At 62.5% G+C, this 21762-nt stretch carries 14 protein-coding genes; 9 read left to right on the top strand and 5 right to left on the bottom strand.

Going from position 1 to position 21762, the window contains the following annotated elements; all coding sequences use genetic code 11:
* Positions 1 to 20: 20 nt before the first annotated feature.
* Genes ACOYJL_RS02085 through ACOYJL_RS02075 form a run of 3 tightly spaced genes read right to left on the bottom strand, consistent with a single transcriptional unit; the run spans position 21 to position 4349 of the window.
* On the bottom strand, positions 21 to 719 hold the full coding sequence (locus tag ACOYJL_RS02085) for an HAD family hydrolase (RefSeq protein WP_433568549.1): 699 nt from the start codon (positions 717 to 719) through the stop codon (positions 21 to 23).
* The gene (locus tag ACOYJL_RS02080) at positions 716 to 3040 is read right to left on the bottom strand and encodes a tetratricopeptide repeat protein (RefSeq protein WP_433568548.1); all 2325 of its coding nucleotides are present in this window, start codon (positions 3038 to 3040) and stop codon (positions 716 to 718) included. Before ACOYJL_RS02080 ends, ACOYJL_RS02085 begins: the two co-directional genes overlap by 4 nt.
* Positions 3041 to 3089: 49 nt before the next feature.
* Positions 3090 to 4349, bottom strand: a complete 1260-nt coding sequence (locus ACOYJL_RS02075; RefSeq protein WP_433568547.1) for a DUF1015 domain-containing protein — start codon at positions 4347 to 4349, stop codon at positions 3090 to 3092.
* Between the two features lie 130 nt (positions 4350 to 4479).
* Between ACOYJL_RS02075 and ACOYJL_RS02070 the strand changes: the two genes are divergently transcribed.
* The 9 genes from ACOYJL_RS02070 (at position 4480) to lspA (ending at position 19924) form a co-directional block, all read left to right on the top strand.
* Positions 4480 to 5199, top strand: coding sequence for an HAD family hydrolase (locus ACOYJL_RS02070; protein ID WP_433568546.1), 720 nt, complete (start codon positions 4480 to 4482; stop codon positions 5197 to 5199).
* 180 nt (positions 5200 to 5379) lie between these two features.
* Positions 5380 to 5718 (top strand): phasin family protein, encoded by a 339-nt coding sequence (locus tag ACOYJL_RS02065; protein ID WP_433568545.1) that lies wholly within the window; start codon positions 5380 to 5382, stop codon positions 5716 to 5718.
* A gap of 6 nt (positions 5719 to 5724) precedes the next feature.
* Positions 5725 to 7491 carry an ABC1 kinase family protein gene (locus tag ACOYJL_RS02060; protein WP_433568544.1) on the top strand — a complete coding sequence of 589 codons (1767 nt, stop codon included), beginning with the start codon at positions 5725 to 5727 and terminating at the stop codon, positions 7489 to 7491.
* A 103-nt stretch (positions 7492 to 7594) separates the two neighbouring features.
* Entirely contained in the window at positions 7595 to 8722 is a 1128-nt protein-coding gene (locus ACOYJL_RS02055; protein ID WP_433568543.1) for a GNAT family N-acetyltransferase, read from the top strand.
* 127 nt (positions 8723 to 8849) lie between these two features.
* Entirely contained in the window at positions 8850 to 10754 is a 1905-nt protein-coding gene (locus ACOYJL_RS02050) for a fructose-1,6-bisphosphatase (RefSeq protein WP_433568542.1), read from the top strand.
* Between the two features lie 106 nt (positions 10755 to 10860).
* Positions 10861 to 12765 (top strand): ATP-dependent zinc metalloprotease FtsH, encoded by a 1905-nt coding sequence (ftsH, locus tag ACOYJL_RS02045; protein ID WP_433568541.1) that lies wholly within the window; start codon positions 10861 to 10863, stop codon positions 12763 to 12765.
* Between the two features lie 172 nt (positions 12766 to 12937).
* Positions 12938 to 16204, top strand: a complete 3267-nt coding sequence (locus tag ACOYJL_RS02040) for an RICIN domain-containing protein (protein ID WP_433568540.1) — start codon at positions 12938 to 12940, stop codon at positions 16202 to 16204.
* Between the two features lie 391 nt (positions 16205 to 16595).
* Positions 16596 to 19403, top strand: coding sequence for an isoleucine--tRNA ligase (gene ileS / locus ACOYJL_RS02035; RefSeq protein WP_433568539.1), 2808 nt, complete (start codon positions 16596 to 16598; stop codon positions 19401 to 19403).
* A 29-nt stretch (positions 19404 to 19432) separates the two neighbouring features.
* Positions 19433 to 19924, top strand: a complete 492-nt coding sequence (gene lspA, locus ACOYJL_RS02030) for a signal peptidase II (RefSeq protein ID WP_433568538.1) — start codon at positions 19433 to 19435, stop codon at positions 19922 to 19924.
* A 100-nt stretch (positions 19925 to 20024) separates the two neighbouring features.
* Here lspA and ACOYJL_RS02025 read toward each other — a convergent pair whose 3' ends face one another.
* Together ACOYJL_RS02025 and ACOYJL_RS02020 are read right to left on the bottom strand one after the other, a co-directional pair.
* Complete coding sequence (locus ACOYJL_RS02025; RefSeq protein ID WP_433568537.1) at positions 20025 to 20363, bottom strand: P-II family nitrogen regulator; 339 nt, start codon at positions 20361 to 20363, stop codon at positions 20025 to 20027.
* Positions 20364 to 20417: 54 nt separating this feature from the next.
* The gene (locus tag ACOYJL_RS02020; protein ID WP_433568536.1) at positions 20418 to 21689 is read right to left on the bottom strand and encodes an ammonium transporter; all 1272 of its coding nucleotides are present in this window, start codon (positions 21687 to 21689) and stop codon (positions 20418 to 20420) included.
* Positions 21690 to 21762 lie beyond the last annotated feature (73 nt).

Here is a 21762-nt window from a genome sequence, read left to right as displayed (position 1 = left end):
CGACAGCTCGCTTTGCTGCGCTAGAGAATGGGTATGTCCCGCCAGTCGGATATCAGGCAGTCGGCCGCTCGTTCCATCTCGAGCGGATTCTGGTTAGGGTTGTCGCTCAAGACGGCACACGTCCTGAAGCCCGCTCGCTTTGCCGTCGTGACGCCCATCAGCAGGTCCTCGTAGACCATGCAGCTTCTAGCTCCTCCGGCCGCGTTGGGATCAATCCCCATCCTGCGCGCGGCCTCTAGGTAGATGTCTGGCTGGTCTTTTCCGCACGACACGTCTGTTGCGCAAGCAATCGCGTCAAAAAGTCCGTCGAAGTCAATCCTTCTGCCAATCGCCTCGAGGACGTCCCGCTCATTTGTCGTAGCAAGCCCAACGAGAATCCCGCGCGACCGAAGCGCCCTGATGTAGCGCTCCGCCCCCGGGCGCAGATTCACGTCGGAGGCGTAAAACGCGCGCCCCATCGAGCGCCATTCCTCGCAAATTTCCTCTGGCGTGTCCTTGAGCCCATAGCGGCTGATGCAGTACTGCGCGCCGCCCTCAAAGCCAAGCGTGGAGAGTGTTTGCGCCAAGTCCGGCGTGTACTGAATGCCGCGAGAGCTCAGAAACGTCACGTCGACGCGTCTCCACAAGTCGTGCGTCAGCGCGAGCGTGTCGTCAAAGTCAAAGATGGCCGCCTCAAACGAGGGAGGCCATAGCATGTCAACCCTCTTCGTCCTGCTCATCGATCCGGGGCATCCTCGATCGAGCGAAGAATCGAAAACGTCACGTCGTCTCGCGTGACCTCGTCGAACATCTTGACAAATTGCCGTGCGATGGGAAAGAGCTCGGCGTCCATCGCGGCGCGCATGCACTCCTCGAAGACGCGGCTCACCTGTTGGGTAGGCGCCTCAACGATGCCTCTCGACGAAAGCGTTGCCGAAATCTCGCTCGCTGACATGCGGCTGTCTCCCAGCTCCCTTATCTGCTGAGCGTTAGGGGATGTGGGCGAGACGACCAGCGGAACGAATCCCGAAGCCTTCTGGTAGCACGCGCGTGCTGCCTGGAGGTCGGACTCGTTCAACGACAGCAGCGCCATGCCGTAGTAGCCGTATGCGAGTCCCTCGGCGCTGTGAGCCAGCAGAAGCATCTCGTTCAAAGTGTCTCTCGCGCCACTGGCGTCCTGATACATGTAGAGCATCCTCGCCAGCTGAACGCGGCTGTTTGAGCTCATGGGGGCAACCTCTACGGCGCGCCTTGCCCTCCTGATGGCGAGCTCTGCGTCTCCGCTCATGGCCGCAAGCGACGAAGACATCAATAGGGCATCGAGATACCCCGTCGGCGCAAGCTTGATCTCGGAGGTGCCGCTCCACAGCAGCCGGTTGTAGAGCGCGCGGTCCACATAGTTCTCAAAGGACCGCCATTCGGTAAGCCCATAGTCAAGGTACTTGCCGCTTTTCTCTATCGGGTCTAGCGCAGCTTCTAGGGTGTCGAAAGCGTCGTTTTCCCTATATGCCGCAAGGAGCTTCTCCGATTGGTCCAGCGCCTTGGAGAGCTTGTCCCCCGAGACGAACTCGTTCTCAAGCGCCAATGGGTCGTTGTCGTCCAGGGTCCCATCGATAAGCTCGCTCACGCAGCGCTTTGCGGCCCTCTGGACCGTGGGGTCAGGGTCATCGCCGGCAATCGAGAGAATCGTGCGAACGTTCTGCTCGGTGGAGTCTCCCAGCTGCCTCACGATTTTCGTGGCGACGTCAGCGCGCCGACGGCTTTCGTCGCAGCCGAGGTTGCGGACGTAAGGAACTCCCAGTGCCATGGAGGCGGGCTCATCAAGCTCGCGGTCAGAAAGCTCAATGGGGTCGTAGCGGCGAGCAGGACAGAACCTCTCGTCCTCAAGAGAGAAGCTCTGGGTTACTGGATGAAGCGCTCCCGCGTGCTCGTCAAGCTCCGCGCCAAACCTGCGATAGACCTCGACGGGGTCATATGCGCCAGAGAGGGGGATCTTCCCAAAGCGCTCGCGGTCGAAGCAGACGGAGTAGTAGCAGGTGTGGGACTGCGCTGTGTCGATGATGCCGGCAACCCAGACGCGCTTTATCTTCTCGCTCGAGCGGAAGGCGCACGCTGCCAGAAACAGGCCAATCCTGAGCGCGTAGTCCGCTGCCATACGATTGCGCATGTCGAAGGTTGTGGGAACGACCCCAGCCCCGGCCACCCATGAATGTTCGGGCATGACCTGCGCGGGCATGAGCTCGCAGACGAAGGCCACGTTTCCCCATGCAACGTTCGTGCGGTAGGTTGTCTGCAGGCGATAGGGGAGCTGTGCGCACTCGACGCCAATCGAGATGGTCTTTCGGACCGTCCACTCGCTGTCCCGCCTAAGCTCGTCCTCAAGGCTTAGCCGCTCGTCGATTGAGGGCAGCTGCGAGGTGATGGAGGCCATGACACGCCCCTTCAGCCTCGTCAGCTCCTCGACCGGCTCGCTGTTCGCGTCGTCAAAGTACAGGGTGGCGAGAAGGGCTGCGTTCAACGCCGCCTCCACCTTGTAGATGGCTAGCTTTGAGGCATACGGAAGCTCGTGGTCGCTGATCCTGAGATAGAACATCCTCGAGGTGACCGGGCGTACCACCTTGAAGCGCGGGAGAGGCACTTCGCTCGTGGAGCCTGGGCCAATTCCGGCGTCCTCGAGCTCCTGCAGCAGGAAGAGCTCGAGATTTGATGGGGGAAGCGTCCCTGCCTTCTGGCCTCCCTGGCGAGCCTGCACGTCGGCCATGAAGTCATACAGGGTCGAAAGCGGGTCCGAGGCGCTCATGAGCTGCTTCGAGAACGCGTCCATGTCGAGGGAGCTCGTCTTCCCATCCGGGTTTGTGCTAACCGCTGCGGCAAAGCGCGCTCCAAGCCCGCCCTTGAGAGGGGGTCGGTCAATGCTCTCGTGGGCGCCCATGCTAGGAGGCATCGGGTTCGGTTCGTCTCTTCTGCCCAGGTCTTCGGGCGCATTTCCAAATGGGCTTCCGAGGTCATTCGGGAAGTCCCTTGGCTCTTCGGGCCTCTTCTTGCCTTCGTCTTTCTCCATCGTGCGCCTCCTCCCAGGCATCTTTCTCAACAGCTCTACCTATACCCGCTTAGTCCGTTTGCTTCTCAGCGGCGACGCCAATCGGTCGAATAAAAAGGCCGCTCCTGAGCTTTGGCTCAAACCACGTGGACTTTGGGGGCATAATCCCTCCTTCGTCGGCCACCGCCATCATGTCGGAGACCGGCGTCGCTCGCATGGCAAGGGCAAGCCCGCCCTCGGGGACAAGGGCCTCGAGGTCAGCCGCATCGTCGTGGCCGCCCACAAAGCCGATGCGAGGATCTTCTCGCGGATCTGCTATGCCGAGGACTGGCGAGAGGAGGTTTTCTTGAAGGATTGACACGTCAAGCTTGGAGACGGCGCTCTCGCCGCACTTTCCGACAAAGGAAAGCTCGCGCCACGCGCCATCAAGGTAAAGACCAAAGTGGCCGGGCTCGCTTGGGCGTACCGCCGCGCTCGAAGGCTCGCCTGCGACAAAGCCATGGTCTTTGATCGCCGAGAGGAATTCCTCTGGGCTCATGCCGCCAAGGTCGCTCACGACGCGGTCGTAGGGGAGCGTATTGAGCTGGCTTTCCGGGAAGAGCACGGCAAGCACGTAGTCTGCCTCGGCCGTTCCGTCTCCGGCAATCTTGCCCTCGGCGATCATGTTCTTTCTCACGGCTGCCGCCGCGGCGGCGCGGTGGTGCCCGTCAGCTATATAGGCGCTGGGCACGAGCTCAAGCATTGCTTGCAAAGCGCCAATCGCCGCCTCGCGAGCAACTCTCCAGACCGTCTCATGCGTGCCCTCCGCGTCAGTGAAGTCATAGAGGGGCGTGGAGCCCATCGCCGCGCCGACGATTGTCGAGAGCACCTCGTTGTCGCGGTAGGCCAAAAACACGGGACCGGTCTGGCAGCCTGTCGCGGTGATGTGGTCCACGCGGTCCTTCTCGTCGGCCGGGCGTGTGAGCTCGTGACGCTTGATTACGCCAGTCTCGTAGTCGTCAATGGCGCAGGCGGCGACGATTCCGGTCTGCTGGTGGGCGCCGTCATCAAGGCGATACAGGTAATAGCAGGGCGTTCCGTCTCGAACGAGCGTCGCGTCCATGACGCGGTCGCTCAGGATCGAGGCGGCCTTCGCGTAGACTTCGGGAGCATGCATGTCCTGGTCGGGGCCAAACGCGGTCTCGGCTCGGTCAATCGCGAGAAACGACTTTGGGCGTTCGGCTACTGCCTTGGCGGCGGACTCGCGCGTGTACACGTCATAAGGAAGCGAAGCAAACCCGGCGGCCTTCTCGGGCGCTGGCCTGTAGCAGATGAACGGCTTGGTGCGCATGGCTCTCCTTGCTTGTGTCGTGTCTGATGTAGTCTTAACGATTCTACCCCGCAAGCACATGACGTCAGCTAGAGTTAAGGCTTGGTAACCTCAAGGTGACTTTGCAGAAGGGAAAAAGAGAGGAGCGCGCATGGATAAGTACTGCCAGGAAGAGCAGCCAAAAGACGGAACATGGCTCGACAAGTCCGTCCAAGACCAGGTGCGCAGCGCCCCGCTTGTGATCTTTGACTTTGACGGCACTCTTGCGAACACGATGCCGGGAATCATCAGAACCGCACGCACCGTGCTGCGCGACTGGGGCATGACAGACGAGCAGATCGGAGACCTGCGCCGCATCGTGGGACCGCCGTTTCCCCAGGCCTTCACGATGGTCTACGGCGTCTCTGAGGAGGATGCCCGCACGATCACAGCACGCTATCGAAAGATTTACGAGGGGCTTGGTCCCGAGGGCTGGCCGGCGTTTCCAGGAATTCCCGAGCTCCTTCAGAGCCTTCGCGGGCAGGGCAAAAAGCTTGCCATCGCCTCGTCAAAGCGTCGGGCTCTGGTCGAGCGCTCCATCTCGCAAAACGGGCTTGGACGCTATTTCGATGTGGTGTCCGGCAAGCTTACCGACGGGCGCGAGACGAAGGCCGACGCCATCCAGCGGACGCTTTCTGCCATGGGCCTTACTTCCGACGATGCCGTGATGGTGGGGGACCGCCACTTTGACGTCGACGCGGCGCATGAGGTCGACGTGCCTTGCGTAGGCGTTCACTATGGGAAGACCTGCGAGGTCGAAGAGCTTGTGGGCGCGGGCGCCTGCGCCATCGCCGAGACGACCGAGGGGCTCGGCCGGATTCTGCTTGGCTAGCCCGGTCGGCTATCCGCGTGCATCCAGCGGTCGTCCGTCTTCACAAATTCTTGCCGCTCACGGCCCAAGTTCCAAACTTGTCGGCCATCGCGCGCAATCTCCCTCGCGATGAGGGGTAAAAATGATGCATAGGTACGCGCGTGGTCGGGTTCGCCGTTCACGCTTCCGAAAGGAGTTGCAATGTCTGACTTTGATCTTGGCGACGGCTTCCGCAAGGCATTTTTGGCAAGCGTCGGAGCCGTGGCTACGGTGTCCGAGAAGTCTCAGCAGGTCATCGACGACTTCGTAAAGAAGGGCGAGCTGACCGTTGAGCAGGGCAAGGCCATCAACGAGGAGCTTAAGCGCAAGGCCCGCGAGACCGTCTCCGATTCCAACGACGCAGCGCTTCGCGCCCGCATGGAGTCCATGACCCCAGAGGAGCGCGCGGAATATGCCAAGAAGGTTGCCGACATGGCAGCTGACATCAACGCGCAGGCCGTCGAGCCCGACTCTGTCGAGGACGCGGACAACAAGGAGTAGCTTTTCGTGCCCACGGACGCGCAGCAAGACAAGACAGGCAAGGGGAGCTCGTCGCAGTCGGGGGACGAGCTCCTTGATGCTTGGTACAAAAGCGTGAGCTCCGGTGGCCTTGAGGACGATACCCAGACGATTGGGCTGTTTGGCGGCCGCGCCAAGACGCCCGACGGCTATGAGATCTCAAACAAGAGCCGCCTGGCTCGCGTGAGAGAGATTCTGGGCATCGTTCGTCGCTATGACATCTTCCACGGACTTACGCCCAAGAGCCTCCGCAAGATGCTTGAGGAGCTGGGACCCACTTTCGTCAAGGCGGGCCAGATCCTCTCTATGCGCTCGGAGATTCTGCCAGAGAGCTTCTGCCGCGAGCTCACCAAGCTGCGCACGGACGTCGAACCCATGGACCGCGAGACGGTGCTGTCCGCCCTGCGCGCAGAGTATGACACCCCCATCGAAGACATCTTCGACGCAATCGACGACGTTCCTCTGGGCTCCGCCTCGGTGGCGCAGGTTCACAAGGCCCGCCTCATCACCGGCGAGATGGTCGCCATAAAGGTGCAACGCCCTCACGTGCAGGAGACTATGGCGCAGGACATCTCGATCATGCGCTCGCTCGTGCGTCATATGGACCGCTACGTTGGCGACACCCAGTTTCTCGACCTCCAGTCCGTGATCGACGAGCTCTGGCAGTCGTTCAGAGAAGAGACCGACTTCCTCGTCGAGGCCAGAAACCTTGAGGAGTTCCGCCGAAACAACGCCGACTGCAAGTTCATCGACTGCCCCAAGCCCTATCCAAAGCTCTGCACAAGGCATGTCGTGGTGATGGACTACATCGAGGGCATCCCCATCGACAAGACCGCGCAGCTCGTTGCGGAGGGCTACGACCTCGAGGAGATCGGGACCAAGCTCGTCGACAACTACACCTCGCAGATGCTTGACGACGGCTTCTTCCACGCAGACCCTCATCCAGGAAACCTCATCATTCGCGGAGGAAAGATCGTCTACATCGACCTTGGCATCATGGGACGCCTCTCGTCCCATGACAGGAAGGCAATGTCGGACATGGTCGAGGCCGTGGCCATGCAAAACACCGCTGGTCTCGCCGAGGGCCTCATGCGCTTTTCGATCTCGGACACCTCCAAGGTCGACTATGCGCACCTGCTGGACGACCTCGACCTCATCGTTGCCGACTACGGCGAGTCAGACCTCTCCGACCTCAACATCGGCGCCTTTGTGAACTCGCTTATCTCGATGGCGAGAAAGAACGGCATCGAGCTTCCGGGCACGGTAACCATGCTCGCGCGCGCCTTGGTGACGCTCGAGGGCGTCGTGGACGAGTTCTTGCCGGGCGTCTCTATCATCGAGATCATCCGCTCGCACATGAAGGCGCATTCTGACCCCGTCACCTTTGCAAAAGGCGAGCTCAAGAGGCTAGGCCGTGAGGGCACAAACGCGACGCATGGCCTTCTGGGCGCCGCTTCGCAGGCAGACCTCGCCATGAAGATGCTCACTCGAGGTCAGCTTCGCATGAACCTGGACATAGCAGGCACCGAGGACCCGCTGGACGACATGGCCCACATTGCCGACCGCCTCACCATGAGCGTCATCATCGCTGGCCTGTTCATCGGCTCGTCCGTCGTCTATTACGCTCGCATCCAGCCTGTCATATTTGGCATCCCCGTGATTGGGTTTGTGGGGTATCTCGTGGCGTTCGTGCTGGGCGTGTGGGTGGCCTATGACATCATCAAAGACAGCCGTCATCGGCGCAGGAAGAAGTAGCGCCTAAGAGGCAGCGCCTGCCGTCGCAGCAGGCGGCCCTTCTCGCCCAACCCTTGCGCCCGAGCACAAGATTTCGGCTGCCCCGTTCCCCGAGAGGAGATACATGCCCTGCTCGCACCCCATACGCACCGCCCGCCTTGTCCTTCGGCCCTGGCGCGAGGACGACGCCCAGGCGCTCTATCGCCATGCAAAGAACCCTGACGTAGGGCCGGCTGCTGGCTGGAAGGCCCACTCGTCGCTCGAGGAGAGCAAGAAGGCGCTCCATGAGGTGCTCATGGTGCCTGAGTGCTACGCCATCACGATCAAGTCCGCGAACGGCCCCAGCGAGCCCGTGGGCGCCATCGCCCTTTCAATCGGATCCTCCTCTAAGCTGGGGCTTCCCGACGACGAGGCCGAGATTGGCTACTGGATCTCCGAGCCCTATTGGAACGATGGCTACATGACCGAAGCGGTCTCTGCCATCATCCGTCACGCCTTCATGGAGCTGGGCTTGAACGCCGTCTGGGCAGGCTACTACCGGGGAAACGAGCGCAGCCGCCGCGTCCAGGAGAAGGCGGGAATGAAGCCTCACCACACCGTCCCCTCCGTCGTCGACAGCCTTGGCGTCGAGCACGCCGAGAACGTCACGCGCCTCACCCGTGCGGAATGGGAGCTCGCCCTTTCCGCGGACCCCACCGACTCCGGCACCATCGCGCAGCAGCAGGCGGAGGCCATTCGCGTGATCAACGGAATGCCGCTCGTATCCCAGGTTCGCTCGGGCGGGCAGACCGGTGCTGACAGGGGAGGCCTTGATGCCGCGCGCGCCGCCGGCGTTCCCATCTGCGGCTGGTGCCCGCCGGGAGGGCTTGCCGAAGACCTGCCGGAGCCCCCCGGCCTCCTAACGCTGTACCCCGAGCTCAAGGAGGGCAAGACCGATGGGTACGTGGAGCGCACGGCTTGGAACGTGCGCGACAGCCACGCGACCTTGATCGTCTCGCCTGGCGGCCTTGAGCCAAAGAGCGGGACGGAGATGACGGTCTTCTTCGCCCGTCGCTTCAGGCGCCCCGTGCTGGTGCTCGAGGGGGTAGACGTGCAAGACGACGCTGCCCGAGCGCTCAAGTGGCTGAAAGACCTTGGCATGAGGGGGATCACGCTCAACGTTGCGGGACCGCGCGAGTCAAAGATGCCAGGGGTCTATGCGCTCACGAAGGGCATCGTCTCTTCCATCTTGGCTGGCGCATCGCGCTCATAAGGCGGGGCGAGGTGCCATTTGTATGGCGAGATGGTCTCCTCGCCGAATGGAGAGAGCGCTCCGATGCGAGGGGGATGCATACTAAACTGCCTTGTCTCTTTTGGCACCTAAGGAGGGCATCCCCGCGATGCAGCAACTTGACCCAACCGACCGCAAGTACCTCGAGCTTCTTTCCGAGAAGTTCCCGACGATGCAGTCGGCCTATACAGAAATCATCAATCTCGAGGCAATTCTCAATTTGCCGAAGGGAACTGAGCACTTTGTCTCGGACGTCCATGGCGAGTACGAGGCGTTCGAGCACATCCTGAACAACTGCTCCGGCGTCATTCGCGAGCGCGTCGACGACGTCTTCAGCATGGAGCTCACGAGCGAGGAGAAGGCCGACCTCTGCACGCTGATCTACTATCCAGAGGCAAAGCTCCGCCGCCTCCACCAGCAGGGCGTTGCCACCGAGGAATGGTATGCCATAACGCTCATGCGCCTCGTGCGCCTGGCGCGGCGGCTCTCTGACTCCTACACCCGCTCCAAGGTGCGCAAGGCGATGCCTGTCGCATACGCCTACATCATTGACGAGCTCCTGCACATCTCGCCCGACGAGCGCGAGGAGCGCCTGGCATACCACCGCCGGATCGTCGACACCATCATCGACACTGGCTCCGCCGACGACTTCATCTGCTCGCTCGCGTCGCTCATCAAGCGCCTGGCCGTCGATCACCTGCATTTCGTCGGCGACATCTTTGACCGTGGCCCCCACGCGGACAGGATCATCGACCGGCTGATGGAGTACCACTCGCTTGACCTGCAATGGGGCAACCACGACATCGTCTGGATGGGCGCCGCCGCCGGCTCAGAGGCCTGCCTTGCGGCCGTCATCCGCAACAACATCCACTACGACAGCCTGAACATCCTCGAGAGCGCCTATGGCGTGAGCCTCCGCGAGCTGGCTCTTTTTGCCGAGTCCACCTACGTCCAGCAAGATGGCATGACGCCGCTGGAGAAGGCCATCTCGGTCATCCTCTTCAAGCTTGAGGGGCAGGTCATCATGCGCCATCCCAACTGGCACATGGAAGACAGGCTCCTTCTTGACAAGGTGGACGCCTCGCGAGGCACGGTGCGCATCGGCGAGAAGGACTACAAGATGCGCACGAGCGAATTCCCGACGCTCGACGCGTCTGACCCCTATGCCCTCAGCGACGAAGAGCGCCAGATCATGAACGGCCTCATGCAGTCTGTGCGCTCCTCGCAGAAGTTCCGCTCCCACATCGGGTTCCTCTACGAGAAGGGCTCGACGTATCTGGTCTCCAACGGAAACCTTCTCTTTCACGCCTGCATGCCCATGAACGAGGACGGCACCTTCAGGACCGTCCGCCACCAGGACAAGCTGTTGTCTGGAAAGAACTACTACGACTACGCCGACCGCTTGGCCCGCCGCGCCTGGCACGAGCACGACCAGATGTCGCTTGACTGGATGTGGTACCTGTGGTGCGGGCGCTTCTCGCCCCTCTCTGGCCGCACGGTCAAGACCTTCGAGCGCACCTACCTTGAAGACAAGTCAACCTGGGTCGAGCCGCGCGATCCCTACTTCGGCCTGATCGAGGATCCCGAGGTCTGCAAGCGCATCTTGGTGGAGTTTGGACTTGACCCCGAGCGTGGCCACATCATCAACGGCCACACGCCCGTGCATGCCTCAGAGGGGGAGAGCCCGCTCAAGAGCGGGGGCAAGCTCATCGTGATCGACGGCGGGTTCTGCCAGGCGTATCGCAAGACCACCGGCATCGCCGGCTACACGCTGATCTCGGACCCGCGAGGCATGCGCATCAAGGCTCACCGCCCGTTTGGCTCCATCGAGGACGTCCTAGACCTGAACGCCGACATCACGAGCGACGACGACCGCTTTGAGGTGAGGGTGACCCCGCTCACGATAAACGACACGGACACGGGCAAGCAGATCCGCGCGCAGCTCTCGGACCTGCGCGCCCTTCTCGACGCCTATCGCACCGGCGAGCTCCCCGAACGCGCCAGCAAAAAATAATCGATCAGCTTACTGTGTTTCTGTATAAGCAATGAAGATGTTAATTCCACCACAATGGGGTACGTTAGTCCTAGATTTTTAGGCACCCCAAACGGAGGGACCATCTATGGATATGGATGACAACAAGAGACGTAGATCGATGTTGATTTACGTGCTCATAGCAATCATCGTGTACCTTGCGGTGAGCCAGACGCTCTATCCAAGCCTCGTGAGCACTCAGATCACTGAAGTCAGCTACTCGCAGTTCCTCGACGACGTCGAGGCGGGCAAGGTTGACTCCGTGACGCTTGATACCAGCGAGAGCAAGATTCAGTTCGTCGAAGGCGAGGGGTCTGACGCCAAGATCTACGAGACGAACGAGTGGCCCAACGACGACAGCCTCGTCGAGACGCTGCGCGAGAACGACGTCGAGATGACGGCGTCCATCCCCGACACCTCTGGCAACCTGTGGGTCTACATGCTGATCTCCTACGGCCTGCCGCTTCTGCTTCTGTTCCTGCTTGGCTGGTGGGTCAACCGCCAGATGAAGAAGCAGATGGGCGACGAGCCGTCCATGAACTTCGGCGGGGGCGGCTTTGGCGGCTTTGGCAGCGGCGGGCTTGGGAAGTCCAACGCCAAGGAGGTCAAGGGCGAGGAGACCGGCGTAACCTTCAAGGACGTTGCTGGCCAGGACGAGGCCAAGGAGTCGCTGCAAGAGATCGTCTCCTTCCTCAAGCACCCCGAGAAGTACACCGAGATAGGCGCTCGCTGCCCGCGCGGCGCGCTGCTCGTCGGCCCTCCGGGCACGGGCAAGACCCTCATGGCCAAGGCCGTTGCAGGCGAGGCTGGCGTCCCGTTCTTCCAGATCTCCGGCTCCGAGTTCGTGGAGATGTTCGTCGGCCGAGGCGCTGCCAAGGTTCGCGACCTCTTCAAGCAGGCCAACGAGAAGGCTCCCTGCATCGTGTTCATCGACGAGATCGATGCCGTCGGCAAGAAGCGCGACATGTCCATCAACTCCAACGACGAGCGCGAGCAGACCCTGAACCAGCTGCTTGCCGAGATGGACGGCTTTGACAACCACAAGGGCATCGTCGTCCTCGCTGCGACCAACCGCCCCGAGACGCTTGACCCGGCGCTTCTCCGTCCCGGCCGCTTCGACCGCCGAATCCCTGTCGAGCTCCCCGACCTCGCCGGCCGCGAGGCAATCCTCAAGATTCACGCCAACGACGTCAAGATGGAGCCGGGCATCGACCTCGGCGTCATCGCCCGCTCGACTCCTGGCGCCTCGGGCGCCGACCTCGCCAACATCATCAACGAGGCCGCCCTTCGCGCCGTCCGCAACGGCCGTCGGCGCGTCTCACAGGAAGACCTCGTCGAATCCGTGGACGTCGTCATCGCCGGCGAGAAGAAGAAGTCGACAGTGCTTTCCGAGCACGAGAAGGAAGTCGTTGCCTACCACGAGACCGGCCATGCCATCGTCGCTGCCACCCAGAAGGGCTCGGCGCCCGTCTCCAAGATCACGATCGTGCCGCGCACCTCTGGTGCCCTTGGCTTCACGATGCAGGTAGAGGAGGACGAGCACTTCCTGACCACCCGCAAGGAGGCCAAGGACAAGATCGCGGTCCTCTGCGGCGGACGCGCGGCCGAGGAGCTCATCTTTGGCGAGATGACCACCGGAGCCTCCAACGACATCGAGAAGGCCACGCAGGTCGCCCGCGCCATGGTCACCCAGTACGGCATGTCCGACAAGTTCGGCATGGTCGCGCTTGGTCAGCAGCGCAGCCGCTACCTGGGCGGCGGGGAGGAGCTCACCTGCTCCGAGGGCACTGCCCGCGAGGTGGACGAGGAGGTGCAGCGCCTTGTGGAAGAAGGGCATCAGCAGGCGCTCAACACGCTGAAGGCGAACCGCTTCAAGCTGCATGAGATCGCCCACTACCTCCAGAAGAAGGAGACCATTACGGGCGAGGAGTTCATGAACATGCTGAACCGCGACGACGGCTTTGCCCCCACGTATCAGAGCCAGCAGCAGTAGACGTTCCCGCGCATCTCGAAGGTCCCCGTTTCCGCCTCCTGCGGAAACGGGGATTTTTTTTGGCAGGGAGGAGCTTGCCGCGAGGAGGCCTGTGTCCTGCGAGGCTCTTTCTTGAGGCATTGTGCTCTATAATTCATGAGTCTTAAGCAATCCTGACAAGAAAGCCGATTAGATGTATAGGAAGCATTCTCGCATTGCAATCTCGATCGCGCTCGCGCTAGGGATGGCCACTGCGGCTCCTGGAGTGGGGCTTGCTGCAGAGCCTTCGACAGAGCCCGACGAGGCAGTTGCGGTCGTGGAAGAGGCCGACACCCTCGCCCAGGAGAAAGACGAAGCGCCTGCCTCCTCTGGCACGGCTGCGGAGTCTGCGACCGTGGAAAGCGTCGGAGTCTCCAGCGACGATGCCGCTGCCGCAGCTTCGGAAGGCGCTGCCGCCGTGGATGGCGCCGACGCCGCCAGCGAAGACGCTGCCACGGATGGCGCTGACGCCGCAAGCGAAGGCAGTGCCGCTGCCACGGATGGCGCCGACGCCACCAGCGAAGACGCTGCCACGCAGGGCACGGGAGTGACGGCGTCTGACGCCTCCGAGACCGTGGCCACGAAGAATGCTTCCGGCAATTCAACCATCTCCACCAAAGACTCCTCCTCCCACGCTGCCAGCGCAGCCAACAATGCCGACGACGGCGCTTCCGCTGCCAGCGAGAGCGCCGTCGCTGAGGGCGGCAGCGAGACAGAAGAGGCTGCTTCAAACGCCGCGGCCGCCAACGGCATCGCAGCCAAGAGCTTTTCTGCCGTAAGGGCCAAGACCTCTGCCACCCTCTCTAGCCAGGAGTTTGCAGACGGCACCTACGCCATCAAGGCGCATGTGTCTGACGACAAGGTTCTCGACGTTGCTGGCTGCAACCTCAGAAAGGGCACCAACGTGCAGTCCTATGACTGGAACGCCACGGCGGCACAGCTCTGGTGCCTTTCTTACGACAAGGCCTCAAAGGCCTATCGGATCTCGACCAAGAAGAGCGGAGTCGTGCTCTCCGCAGCCTCGGCTGCCCCGTCAGCCCAGACCAACGTCTGCCTCGCTGCCAAGAACAAGGAGTCAGCCTCCCAGCTCTGGCGCATCAAGCGTCGGGGGAGCGGGCTAGTCTTCTCGCCCCTCTCAAACGGGGACCTGGCACTCGACGTTTCTGGCGCGAGCAAAGAGAATGGCGCGAACGTATGGCTCTACCGATGCAACGGCTCGGCTGCGCAGCTCTTCGACCTCGTGCGCATGGACGCCTCCGGCGGTGCCGGCCAGACCATAAAGGACGGCGACTACGTCCTGCGATCCTCCGTCTCCACCACGCAGGTGGTCGACGCCGAGGGGGGATCGCGGGCCAGCGGCACCAACGTCCAGACCTATGAGAGCAACATGACGGGTGCCCAACGCTGGCACTTTGCCTATGACAAGAGCTCGCGCTGCTACAAGGTGAGCATTGTCGGCTCCTCCAGCGCCCTGACGGCCGACGCGCTCGAGCCCGCCTCGGGCACCAACGTCTGCCTCCGTCCGCAGATGGGCATCGCCACGCAGCTCTGGTCCGTTACCAAGCAGTCCGACGGCCTCGTCCGCCTTTCTCCCGCAAGCGCCCGCGGGCTTTGCCTCGACGTGAGCGGAGCTACCGACGGCAACTGCACGAACGTCCAGCTGTGGGCGTCTAACGGCACTGCTGCCCAAGCCTTCGAGACGCTCTCGAAGCCCTCGGCCTCCGCGGTCGCGGGAGAGCGCCTCGTCTCTGACGGCTACTACACCATCGTCTCCGCTCTCGGCTCCGGTCGCGCACTCGACGTGAGCGGCGCCTCGCGGGCCAACGGCGGCGTTACGGTCATCTACCGTCGCAACGGCGACAACAACCAGCGCTGGCGCTTCTCGTGGGAGAGCGGCAGCTCGTCCAAGGGCTTCTATCGAATCTCTGCCATGCATACGGGCAAGGTCCTTGACGCAGACCTTGGAAACCTCGTCTCGGGCACCACGGTCCAGCAGTGGTCTGCGACCTCTCCCACCGAAAACCAGCTCTGGGCGCTCAAGAAAAACGCCGACGGAACAATCACGATCGTGTGCCGGGCAAACGGGCTGGCTCTCGACGTCAGCGGGGCCACCGACGCCAATGGCGCCGCTGTGAAGGCCTGGAAGCAGAATGGCACCACGGCACAGAAGTGGCTGCTCAAGGCATGCGCGCCTCTTGAGGACGGCCTCTATAGCCTTGCCGCCATGAGCGACGAGGGCAAGGTGCTGGACGTCTCGGGCGCATCCGTCGAGAATGGCGCCACCGTGCAGCTGTGGGGCTCAAATGGCACCAGAGCTCAGAAGTTCGAGCTCGTCTCTGCGGGCAAAGGCTCCTATCGCATCCGCACGGCCTCGTCGGGAGGCTGGCTTACGGTAAAGAACGGCTCGGTCGTGCAGTCTGGCAACCATGCCACTGCCGCAAGCGATTCCAACACGTGGCTTCCCGTCTGGAACGGCACCTACCTCTCGTTCAAGAACGTCGGCTCGGGCAGCGTGCTCTCGCCGAAGGGCGGCAAGGTGGGGCAGGGAGCGGCAATGGTCGTCTCTCGCGCTTCGAAGTCCGCCGCTCAGCACCTCGTGCCCATCGTGACCTCTCTCGTGGAGCTGGGCAAGCCCTACGTCGTGAGGTCGAGCGCAGGCACGGTCCTCGACATCAGCGGCGCGTCTGCTAGCGATGGCGCCAACCTTCAGCTTTGGGAGTCCAACGACTCTGCGGCGCAGAAGTTCACCGTCAAGGCAAGGTCGGGCCACGCGGTCCTTATTTGTGCGGCCTCGGGAAAGGTGCTCGACGTCGACACTTCGACGGGCAACGTGCGCCAGGAGGCCTGGTCTGGCTCGAAGAGCGAGCTTTGGGACTTTCAGATTGGCGACGGCGGCAAGACGGTCATCAAGAATGTTGGCACGGGCTTGGTCATGGGTGCCAATAACGGATCTGCGAAAAACGGCGCGAACGTCTCAGTCTCGAAAAACGTGGAGCGCTCCGGCCAGCTCTTCTCGTTTGAGCGCACGACTACCGAGACCTTCTCTGCCGCGCAGAAGCGCGTTATCCACGCCACCGAGGTGGTCGCTTCCCCAGGCTCGGGATATTGCGCGATGTGGGTCTCTCAGGTGTTCCAGCGCGCCGGGTATGGCTACTACTACGGAAACGCGAACGACATGTGCCGCGCCTGGTGCCACTCCACCAGCCGTTCATACCTGAAGCCCGGCATGATCGTCGCGGTCGAGAAGTCGCCCACGACGTTGGGCAGGATCTACGGCCACGTCGCCATCTACATCGGAGGCGGCAAGGTTCGCGACAACGCGGGCTACATTCGCACATCGACCCTCTCTGACTGGCTCGCGTTTTACAGCAAGATCGACACGCCGCGCTGGGGCTGGATTGGCGGCGTTGTGCTTGGGTAGGGGGCCAGCCCTTGCCGGTTCGTCTGAAAGCCTTGGTGAGAAATCGCCGGGCGGGTCAATTGAGACCGCAGACGTGCTATCATGCAGCTCCGAAAGGCTGTGAAGGGGACAGGTAGCCTCGGGCAGCGCCATGGAGAGCGAGCGGGGATGGTGAGAGCCCGCCTTGGCGTCCGTCGCAAGATCACCCCAGAGCCTCGGCCCCAACGCGCGGCGTGTGCGTGCCGCGTCAGTAGGCGTCGACGGAGTGGCCGCCGTCACAGGCCAGCCGAGTAACGCGGAAATCCGCACGCTGGGTGGTCTGAATCGAAACGCACGTGAGGCGCTTCGTCCCAGCACGTGGGGCGGGCGCCTCTTGCTTTTTGAGCGCCCGGACGAAGAGAAGGGGTCTTTTGTGGCAAACCAGTACAAGAAGTCGATGAACCTCCCCAAGACGGGGTTCCCCATGCGCGCCTCGCTTGCGGCAAACGAGCCCAAGCGGCTGCAGATGTGGGAGGACAATGACCTCTACGGTCAGCTCCTGAAGAAGAATGAGGGCCATGACAAGTTCGTGCTTCACGACGGCCCTCCCTATGCCAACGGCCCCATCCACCTGGGCCATGCGCAGAACAAGATCTCAAAAGACATCATCAACCGCTATTGGTCGATGCGCGGCTACCAGACTCCCTACGTCCCCGGCTGGGACTGCCATGGCCAGCCAATCGAGCACAAGGTCGAGGAGATGCTGGGCACCGAGAAGTTCAACCAGCTTCCCACGGTCAAGATTCGCGAGCTCTGCAACAAGCTGGCCGTCGAGCAGGTTGACACCCAGCGCCAGGGCTTCAAGCGCCTGGGCGTGCTGGGCGAGTGGGACAACCCCTACCTCACCTACACCCACGACTACGACGCCACCGACGTCGAGATCTTCAAGGCCATCTTCGACAAGGGCGCCATCTATCGCGGCCGCAAGCCCGTGCACTGGTGCACCCACTGCCACACGGCTCTCGCCGAGGCAGAGATCGAGTACGGCGACGAGGTCTCGCCGGCAATCTTCGTCCGCTTCGAGATGACGACCGTCCCCGAGGGCCTCGAGGCCTGGGAAGGCAAGCTTGACGTGGCCATCTGGACCACGACGCCGTGGACCCTTCCCGCTGACGACGCCGTGATCCTGCACCCCGAGGCCAACTACGTCGCGGTCGTGCACGACGGCCGCGCCGCAATCTTTGCGGAGGCCCTCTGGGAGAAGTGCGCGGCCAAGTTTGGCTGGGACGACGCCACGCTCGTAACCCGCCAGGACGGCACCGTCTGGACGATGACGGGAGTCGAGCTCGCCCATAACCGCTACAAGCAGCCGATCTTTGGCGACCAGGGCGTGGAGGGCGAGTTCATCTACGCCGACTACGTCACGCTTGAGGACGGCACGGGCATCGTGCACTCCGCCCCAGGCCACGGCGTGGACGACTACAACGCCGGCATGCGCTTCGACATCCCCATCGTGATGCCCGTCGACGACGACGGCAACTTCTACAAGGGCGACGGCATGGGCACCGGCGGCCCGTGGAGCGGCATGAACGTGAACGACGCCAATCCCAAGATCATCGAGTGGCTCGACGAGCGCGGCACGCTGATCCTGCACGAGGACATCACGCACAGCTACCCGCACTGCTGGCGCTGCAAGCAGCCGGTCATCTTCCGCGCCACGAGCCAGTGGTTCGTCTCTATGGACAAGACTGGCCTTCGCAAGGACGCCCTGCGCGAGCTGAAGAAGGTCAAGTTCTATCCCGAGCACTCGAGAAACCGCATCACCTCGATGGTCGAGGGCCGTCCTGACTGGTGCATCTCTCGCCAGCGCAACTGGGGCGTGCCCATCCCGGCCTACACCTGCGAGGACTGCGGCGAGACGGTCATGAACGACGACACGCTCGACGCCGTGATCAAGCTCTTCCGCGAGAAGGGCTCTGACGCGTGGTTCACCGAGGATCCCGCAAGCTATCTGGGCGACGCCTGCGTGTGCCCCAAGTGCGGCGGCCATCACCTGAAGGCCAACACCGACATCCTGGACGTGTGGTGGGACTCTGGCGTCTCGCACACCGCCGTCTGCAAGCACCGCGACTACCTGCAGTTCCCTGCTGACATGTACCTTGAGGGCTCCGACCAGCACCGCGGCTGGTTCATGAGCTCGCTCATGACCTCCGTGGGCGCCTACGACGTGGCTCCCTACAAGTCGATCGTCTCCCAGGGCTTCACGCTCGACGGCCAAGGCCGCAAGATGTCCAAGTCGCTCGGAAACGTGATTGACCCCAACAAGGTCTGCGACACCCGTGGCGCGGACGTGCTTCGCCTGTGGGTTGCCTCCGTCGACACCTCCACCGACGTCCCCTGCGACGAGGAGATCCTGAACCACGTGGGCGACGCCTACCGCAAGATCCGCAACACCTTCCGCTTCCTGCTCGGCGAGCTCGAGGGTCAGTTTGACCCCGCGACAGACGCCGTCTCTCTCGACAAGCTCATGCCCTATGACCGCGTGACCCTTGCTCGCATGTGCGAGGTCCATGACGTGGTCTCCAAGGCGTATGAGGGCTACCGCTTCAACGTGGTCTACCGCAACCTCTACGACTACGTGACCGAGCTCTCCAACGGCTACCTCAACGCCACCAAGGACCGCGTCTACTGCGGAGGCAAGGACTCCTTCGAGAGGCGCAGCGCCCAGACCGTGTGGGCCCAGATCCTCACGATGTTGGTCCACGACTTCCAGCCGATTCTCGCCTACACCACAGACGAGGTTATGGACTACCTGCCCGCCTCCATGCGCGACGGCCAGGAGCGCGCGGCGCTTCTCGACTGGTACCAGGCTCCCATGGCAGCTGGCGAGTACGAGCCGCTCCTTGCTGTGAACCGAGCCATCGCCGACTCGCGCAGCGCCTTCACCAAGGCCTACGAGGAGGCAGTCGCCGCCGGCGTCATCCCTGAGAAGACCACTCAGGCCGCGCGCGCTGAGCTCACGCTTCCTGCCGAGGCGCTCAAGCTCGTCCAGGACGCGGGCGTCAACCTTGCCGAGCCGCTCGTGTGCTCTGCCGTCACGCTCTCCGAGGGAGAGGACTTTGGCGCAGAGGTCTCGCATGCAGACGGCGAGAAGTGCCCTCGCTGCTGGAACTGGCGCGAGCTGGGCGAGGACGGCCTTTGCGACCGCTGCCACGACGTCGTCGAGAACAACGCGGAGTAGGGGGCTGGCGGGTGCCGGAATCGAGCCAAATGTCAAAGCGCGGCACGAGAATTCTCGCCTTTGTCGTCGTTGTCATGATTGTCGTGGTCTTTGACCAGGCAACCAAGGCCGCCGCGCGCGCGTGGCTCGCTGACGGGAAGGTCGACACGCTCATCTCTGGCATCATCAACCTTAAGCTTGTCAAGAACACAGGCGCGGCGTTCTCCATAGGGGAGGGCGCTGGCGTCCTGTTCGTGATCTTTGCGCTTGTCGTCCTCGCCGTGGGCTCATGGGTCGTGGCAACGCGAGACGACGTCTCCATGCCGCTCACGGTAACCATCGCCTGCATCTGCGGAGGCGGCCTGGGCAACATGATCGACCGCGTGATGGTGGGCTACGTGACCGACTTCTTGAGCCTCGCGTTCATGGACTTTCCGGTCTTCAACGTCGCGGACGTGTTCGTGACCTGCGGCGTCATCGTCTTTTTGCTCATCATGTTCTTTGGCGAGCACGGCAAGGGGGCAGACGAGGCGCAGGCGTAGGTTGCTTCCGTGGCATGCGGTTGAGCATGCGCATTCATCGAGCAAGGGCGCCCGGCCGTTCTATGGCGGGGGCGCCCTTGCTCGTGCTCTATACCCTGCTCTATACGGCCTTCTCGCCGCGCTCTCCGGTCCTGATGCGCACGCACTCCTCCACGGGATAGATGAAGATCTTCCCGTCGCCGACCTCTCCGGTGCGGGCTACTTGGCAGATGAGGTCTATCAGAGGCTCGACCTGGTCGTCGTTCACGACGAGCTCGACCTTCACCTTGGGAATCATGTTGAGCATGACCTCGTTGCCGCGCACGTATTCCTTCCAGCCGCGTTGGTTTCCGCAGCCTTGCACCTGGTATACCGTCATGCCATTGAGGCCGGCGGCGTTGACGACGTCCTTGAGCTCCTCGAGCTTCTCGGGTCGCACGATTGCCGATACCCTCTTCATCGCTGCTCCCTTCCTAGGGGATGTCTCGAACTCGGGTGAATATCCTATGCGCTTCTATGCGTCGAATCCGGTGAACGCGGGATAGGCGGACTCTCCGTGGACGGCAACGTCCAGCCCTCGCGCCTCCTCGGACTTGCTGACGCGCAGCTCGCCGTGCCAAAGCGCTCGCACGATGGCGATGATGACGAGGTCAAGCACGATTACGATGGCCAGCGTCACCAGGATGCCAAGAACCTGCTGGCCAAGCAGCGTGAAGTCTCCGGTGTAGATAAGGCCGCCGTTGCCGTTAGGGGAAAGCTCGGGCACCACGAAAAGGCCGGTTAGGATGCCGCCCAGAATGCCGCCGATGCCGTGGCATCCAAAGGCGTCGAGCGCGTCGTCGTACCCAAAGTGAGGCTTCAGGGCCGAGGTGGCAAAGTACACCGCGGGGCTTACGATGGCGCCCATCACCAGCGCTGCCCAAGGCTCGACGTATCCTGCGGAGGGCGTAATCACCACAAGGCCGGCGACAAGCCCGGTGGAGGCACCCACGAGGGTGGGGCTTCCGGTGCGAACGCGCTCGATCACCATCCAGCTCGCAAGGCCTGCGGCGGAGGCGACGAGGGTGTTCAGGATCGCAAGCGTCGCAGTGCCGTCGGCGGCGAATGCGGAGCCACCGTTGAAGCCGAACCATCCAAACCAAAGAAGGCCTGCTCCCAAGGCGACGAAGGGGACGTTGTGCGGGCGGTAGCTCTTGAAGGCATAGTCGCGCCGCTTGCCGAGCGCTAGGCACAGAAGAAGTCCCGTCACGCCCGAGCTGATGTGGACCACGTCGCCTCCAGCAAAGTCGAGCGCGCCGATGATGTCGCCGATGAGCGACCCGTCTTTGCCCCAGACCATGTGCGCGAGCGGGGAGTAGACGACAAGCACCCAGATAAAGATGAACGCCATGAGCGCGCCAAAGCGCATGCGCCCGGCCACGGCGCCCGTGATGATCGCGCAGGTGATCATCGCGAACGCCATCTGGAAGGCAACGTCCAGAAGGACGGGGTAGCCGCCCTCCGTAAGCGCCCCTTGCTCGCCCTCTTGGACGATGCCGCTCAAGAGCAGCTGGTCAAAGCCCCCAAAGCACGGGTTCGAGCCGTCGCCGCCATAGGCAAACGACCACCCCGCGACAACCCAGGCGATGCCGACAACGCCAATGGCGGCAAAGCACATGATCATGGTTGAGACAACGTTCTTGCGGCGCGCGAGGCCTCCATAGAAGAAGGCGAGCCCCGGCGTCATGAGCAGCACGAGCATCGTGCATACGAGCATGAAGGCGGTCGTGCCGGTGTCGAGGGTCATGGTTGGCTCCTTCCCTAGCTTCCGTGAGCTTCACCCAGCCATGATTTCACGGCTCGAGGCCACATTTATCTAG

It is taken from the genome of Tractidigestivibacter sp. (genome assembly GCF_050946515.1).
Lineage (GTDB): Bacteria > Actinomycetota > Coriobacteriia > Coriobacteriales > Atopobiaceae > Tractidigestivibacter.
This window is presented reverse-complemented; position numbering and strand designations above follow the sequence as displayed.

Bases quoted from the DNA above. Each gene is read 5' to 3' on its own strand.
- ACOYJL_RS02085 (WP_433568549.1), bottom strand. From the start codon at position 719: ATGAGCAGGACGAAGAGGGTTGACATGCTATGGCCTCCCTCGTTTGAG.
- ACOYJL_RS02055 (WP_433568543.1), top strand. From the start codon at position 7,595: ATGCCCTGCTCGCACCCCATACGCACCGCCCGCCTTGTCCTTCGGCCC.
- ftsH (WP_433568541.1), top strand. From the start codon at position 10,861: ATGGATATGGATGACAACAAGAGACGTAGATCGATGTTGATTTACGTG.
- ACOYJL_RS02080 (WP_433568548.1), bottom strand. From the start codon at position 3,040: ATGGAGAAAGACGAAGGCAAGAAGAGGCCCGAAGAGCCAAGGGACTTC.
- ACOYJL_RS02070 (WP_433568546.1), top strand. From the start codon at position 4,480: ATGGATAAGTACTGCCAGGAAGAGCAGCCAAAAGACGGAACATGGCTC.
- ACOYJL_RS02075 (WP_433568547.1), bottom strand. From the start codon at position 4,349: ATGCGCACCAAGCCGTTCATCTGCTACAGGCCAGCGCCCGAGAAGGCC.
- ACOYJL_RS02065 (WP_433568545.1), top strand. From the start codon at position 5,380: ATGTCTGACTTTGATCTTGGCGACGGCTTCCGCAAGGCATTTTTGGCA.
- ACOYJL_RS02025 (WP_433568537.1), bottom strand. From the start codon at position 20,363: ATGAAGAGGGTATCGGCAATCGTGCGACCCGAGAAGCTCGAGGAGCTC.
- ACOYJL_RS02050 (WP_433568542.1), top strand. From the start codon at position 8,850: ATGCAGCAACTTGACCCAACCGACCGCAAGTACCTCGAGCTTCTTTCC.
- lspA (WP_433568538.1), top strand. From the start codon at position 19,433: ATGTCAAAGCGCGGCACGAGAATTCTCGCCTTTGTCGTCGTTGTCATG.
- ACOYJL_RS02020 (WP_433568536.1), bottom strand. From the start codon at position 21,689: ATGACCCTCGACACCGGCACGACCGCCTTCATGCTCGTATGCACGATG.
- ACOYJL_RS02040 (WP_433568540.1), top strand. From the start codon at position 12,938: ATGTATAGGAAGCATTCTCGCATTGCAATCTCGATCGCGCTCGCGCTA.